Here is a 4,999-nt window from a genome sequence, read left to right on the forward strand (position 1 = left end):
TGAGGGTGGTGAACAGGCCGCTCACCTTGTCACCGTCGCGAGGAGAGGAGAGGGCCACGGTGGGCGCGGTGTTGTCCACGAGGATGGAGCGGCCGGCGGACGTGACATTGCCCCCGGCGTCATAGGCCCGGAGGGTCAGCCACCGGTTCCCATCGGGCCCCGTGGTGCGGGTGTCCCAGCTCACGCCGTAGGGCGCGGTGGTGTCGGTGCCCAGCAGGCTCGAACCGTCATAGAACTCCACCCGGGTGACGGACTGGTTGTCGGTGGCCGTCGCGCTCACCTGCACCGTGCCCCGGACCACCGTTCCCTGTGCGGGCGCGGTGAGGTCCGCCGTGGGCGGCGTGTAGTCGACCCACACGGAGACAGCCGGGGAGGTCGTCTGGTGGCCCGCGGCGTCGTAGGCCTTCGCCGTGAGCGAGTGGGCCCCCTCCGCCACGGCCAGGGTGTTCCAGTTCACGCTGAAGGGCGCCGTGGTGTCCGTCCCCAGCAGTGTCGTCCCCGCGTAGAGCTCCACGGCCGTCACCCCGAAGTCATCGTCCGCGGCCAGGGCCACGGACACGGTCCCGCTCACCGTCGCTCCATCCCGTGGCGAGGTGAGGTGTACCGTCGGTGGCTGGGTGTCCGTCTCCTGGCCCACGGCGAGGACCAGGTCATCGCGGTCGTCGTAATAGCCGTAGCCGCAGCTCGAGCTGGAGCCGGTGGAGCGGAAGTTGCCACGCACCGCTTGGAGGCGGCCCGAGGGCAGCACGTACTCCGCCGTGAGCGTCTGCGCCCCCGTCTTGGAGGGCCTGAGGGTGGTGAGGTACGTCCACGCGGGCCGGGTCGCGTCCGCCGTGTAGAACAGGTCCAGCGAGTCCCAGTACGTGTAGTAGACCCAGACGTCCACCTCGATGCGGACGCGCTTGCCCTCGAGGAGGTTCGTGCCGTCCGGGCGCACCACGCGGATGCGGTCGAGCGACTCGGTGACATGGAAGGTGCCGGCGCTCCCATCCTCGCACCCGTCCAGGGTGTTGGAGGCATTCGGCTCGGGGCCCACGTCTCCTCGTCCCATCAACAGGCCCAGGCTGTCGCAGCGGTCGGCCACGGTGTCGCACAGGGGCGCCTTGAGCACGGGGTCATAGCGGGCGCTGCCCGGGGTGGCGGGATTCTCTCCAGGCTCCTGCTCCACCGCGAAGACGCGGCCCGCGAGGTCCTCGCCCCGAGACACGGTGGCGGCCTCCTTGGGCGTGGCGGTGGAGGAATGGCACGCGGCCAGCACGAGGCCTACCGCCACCCCGAGGGTCAGGGTTCGCAAGGATGCCCTGGTGTCCTCACGCACCGTCGAAGAGCTCGTCTCGATAGCCATGGGCGGAGTCTACCGCCACCGTCCAAGGGCCGCGGCCCCCTACTGCGGCGGAGTCCAGCGGCACCTCAATGACCCCCGCGAGCGGCCCAGCCGCTTCATCACCGCGCTTCTCGTAGGCCCGGCTCCCTGGCATGGGGACGAGCTGGCGGGTGCCCTTCGTCACGGTCGCTTCACACGCTCCCTGCTTTTCCCTGGAGGGCCTCCCCCGCTACCGTGTCCGCACGTTGACTCCTCGCAATGCACCCCACGTCAGGCTCCTCGCAGGAGGCCCCGTGGGCCCGTCTCCCTCCGGCACCGCGCGCACCTGCTCGCCGCCCTGCTGCTCCTCGAGTTCCTCTGACCAGGAGTCCGGGCACACGCAGGCCCTGGTGGAGGCCGCCCGGGGAACGCGGCTCGAGAAGCTGATGGCGTACATCGCCGCGCGCAACCAGCGCCGGCTGGCGAAGGCCAAGGAGAAGGAGCTGAGTCTCCAGGCGCAGCGGACCCAGGCGCCCTGAAGAAGCTGAAGGACTGTGTATTGCGGTTGCTGTCGTCCAACCGCTTTCAACCCATTGGATTGGAGAAAGAGGAGAGCAAGATGCGAAATATGAAGGGATGGTTGATGACGATTGGCCTGACCCTGGCGGCAGGCAGCACGATGGCAGCGCAACCCGAGGACGTGGGAGCCTCCGCGCCGGTGGTCCCGGGCAAGGTCCTCCGGGTGAAGGCGGAGCATCGCGTGGCGGGCGAGTACATCGTCGTCCTGAAGGAGAAGCCCCACCCCGCGCTGCCGGAAGTGGCGAAGCGGGGGGAGGAGTTGGCCCGGCTGCATGGGATGGAGATCCTCCGCACGTATGAGCACGCCTTCCGTGGCTTCCACATCCGCACCACCGAGGCCCAGGCCGAGGCGCTCGCGCAGCATCCCTGGGTCGAGGCCGTGGAGGAGAATGCCCTCGCCGAGGTATCGGGTGGTATCCAGACGAACCCGCCGTGGAACCTGGATCGCATCGATCAGGGGACCCGGTCCCTCAACAACTCCTACGCCTACGAGAATGCGACCGACGTCCACGTGTACGTCGTCGACACGGGCATCATGGAGGGCCACAGCGAGTTCCTCGGCGACGACGGTTGGAACTCTCGCGTCGACACGGTCTATACCGCCTTTGGTGATGGCAACGCGGACGGAATGGGCGGTCTCGGCCATGGCACCTTCGTCGCCGGCATCGTCGGTGGCAAGACGTATGGCGTCGCCAAGCAGGTCAAGATTCACTCCGTGAAGGTGATGAACAATTCCGGCAACATGACCACCGACAGCATCAACGCGGGCCTGAACTGGCTGGTGGCCAATGCCCAGACGCCGTCTGTCGTCAACCTCAGCGTCAACTCGTTGAGCAGCGCCTTCTCGCTCAACACGGCCACCAGCAACTTGGCGAACAGGGCGGGAATCGTCGTCGTGTCGGCGGCGGGCAATGCGCTGGTGCAGCAGCCGGGCGGCACCACCGAGGGTGCCGATGCCTGCACCATCTCGCCCAACAGCATCAACACCAACGGCAGCAACCCCAAGTTCATCGTGGTGGCCGCGACGGACAAGAATGACGTCCGGATGAACCCCAACAGCCCTGTGACCAGTCCCCCGAACACCGCCCCGATCTATTCCAACTTCGGCAGCTGCGTCGACATCTTCGCTCCGGGCGTGGACATCAAATCGTCGACCAAGGATGGGGCTGTCGGTATTGCCAACGGCACCTCGTTTGCCGCGCCGCATGTCACCGGCGTGGCGGCGATCCTGCTGTCCCGGGGCGTCCCGGCCGAGAACATCAAGCAGCAACTGCTCTCCGCGACTCTCCAGGGCCTTGTCACCAACCCCGGCCCTGGCTCGCCCAACCGGCTCCTGTACAAGCGGCACCCGAGCACCCTGCTCTCCCTGGGAGCCGCGAAGAGCGTCTCCGGCGGCGCGGGGAGTATCACGACTTACATGGTCAACCTCTCGGCGACCAAACCCACGCTGACCATCAGCATCTCCGGTGGCACGGGCGATGCGGATCTGTACGTCCGTTACGGCGACCTCCCGGAGCAGCACGTCTACCACTGCCGTCCGTTGCGCGCCGGGAACAATGAGACCTGCACCTTCAACAATGCGGTGGCGGGCCCCTGGTACGTGCAGCTGCGCGGCTACTCCGCCTATAGCACCACGCTGTTAGCCCAGTAATGCGCCGCATCTCCCGCCCCCTTTCAGGGGGCTGACCGAAGAGGCTCCCGCTCAGGCGGGGCCTCTTTTGTTTTTGGGGAGGAAGGCAGTGGCAGTGGTCGTCCCGTCACCGAGCGCGACTGATGGATCGCCTCGGTTATCGGAGAACAGCGCGCTCGCCCGGGGGACGAGTGGGCGGGTGCTCTTCGTCACGGTCGCTTCACACGCTCCCTGCTTTTCCCCGGAGGGCCTCCCCGCTACCGTGTCCGCACGCTGACTCCTCGCATGCACCCCACGCCAGGCTCCTCGCAGCAGGCCCCCCGCGGGCCCGTCTCCCTCCGGCACCGCGCGCACCTGCTCGCCGCCGTGCTGCTGGTGGGACTGCTCGCCAGCGGGGGGAGCGCCTCGGCCCTGGAGCCCGACAAGGCGCCGCGCCAGTTCCCCCACCGCGTCTGGCAGACGGCGGACGGGCTCCCGCAGAACAGTGTGCTGTTCCTGGCGCAGACCCCGGATGGCTACCTCTGGGGCGCTACCTGGGAAGGGCTGGTGCGCTTCGACGGGGTCCGCTTCACCGTGTTCAACAAGACGAACACGCCCGCCCTCCAGGGCCGGAACATTCATGACCTCGCGGTGAGCCGGGATGGGACGCTGTGGATCGGCCTGGAGCAGGGGCTCGTCCGCATGCGGGAGGGTGTCTTCCATGCCGTCGTCCCGCCCGAGGGCACCAGCCTCGCCCATCCCCAGCACCTGCTGGCCACCCGCGATGGGAGCGTGTGGATCGTCACGGCCGAGCATGGCCTGACACGCTTCGCCGCGGGCCGGTTCCAGACCTGGCGCAAGGCCGACGGGCTCGCCAGCGATGAACCCGTGGGGCTCGCCGAGGACGCGGCGGGAGGCCTCTGGGTGGCCAGCACCGGGGGCATCCAGCGATGGGATGGCACGGCCTGGACGGCGCCCCTGCCCTTCGAGGGCGGCTCCCACGGGCTGGTGGACGAGCTGGTGGTCGATGGGGCGGGCACGCTCTGGGCGGGCTCGGATGAGGGGACGGTGTACCGGCTCCAGGAGGGGGTCATGCGGCGGGTGCCCGAGGCGAGCATGCCGGGTGCCCCCATCTCGGCGATGCTCGTGGACCGGGCGGGCGCTCTCTGGGTGGGGAGTCTGGGCCAGGGGGTGCGGCGCATCGTGGGGGGCCGGGTCTCGGCGCTGGAGGAGCACCCGCTGGCGCACAGTCTGGTGAGCGATCTGCTCGAGGATGCCGAGGGCAACCTGTGGATCGGCACGGAGGCCCGGGGGCTGCACCGGCTCCAGGACGCGCCTTTCTCCACCCTGGGCCCGCCGGAGGGCCTGGCGCACGAGATGGTCCTGGCCATCCACGAGGCGCGCGACGGCAGCCTCTGGTTCGGCACCGTGGGCGGTGGGGTCAGCCGCATGCGGGACGGACGGGTGACCTCGTGGAGCACGGGCGACGGGCTCCTCCTGGACCGCGT

4 protein-coding genes are annotated in these 4,999 nt (G+C 68.9%); 3 read left to right on the top strand and 1 reads right to left on the bottom strand.

The genetic code is table 11. The features are described 5' to 3' along the window. The coding region (locus VF697_RS29435; RefSeq protein ID WP_331100079.1) for an Ig-like domain-containing protein at window positions 1–1,294 on the bottom strand (1,294 nt) is incomplete at its 3' end. A gap of 323 nt (window positions 1,295–1,617) precedes the next feature. On the opposite strand from VF697_RS29435, the gene VF697_RS29440 reads away from it, so the two are divergent. From VF697_RS29440 to VF697_RS29450, 3 genes are all read left to right on the top strand, one after another. Continuing rightward, entirely contained in the window at window positions 1,618–1,842 is a 225-nt protein-coding gene (locus tag VF697_RS29440) for a hypothetical protein (protein ID WP_331100081.1), read from the top strand. An 80-nt stretch (window positions 1,843–1,922) separates the two neighbouring features. After that, window positions 1,923–3,533: a S8 family peptidase gene (locus VF697_RS29445; RefSeq protein ID WP_331100083.1), complete on the top strand. Its 1,611-nt coding sequence runs from the start codon at window positions 1,923–1,925 to the stop codon at window positions 3,531–3,533. 264 nt (window positions 3,534–3,797) lie between these two features. Then, the coding region (locus VF697_RS29450) for a ligand-binding sensor domain-containing protein (protein WP_331100085.1) at window positions 3,798–4,999 on the top strand (1,202 nt) is incomplete at its 3' end.

Source organism: Archangium sp., assembly GCF_036388035.1.
In the GTDB taxonomy this organism is placed as follows: Bacteria; Myxococcota; Myxococcia; order Myxococcales; family Myxococcaceae; genus Archangium.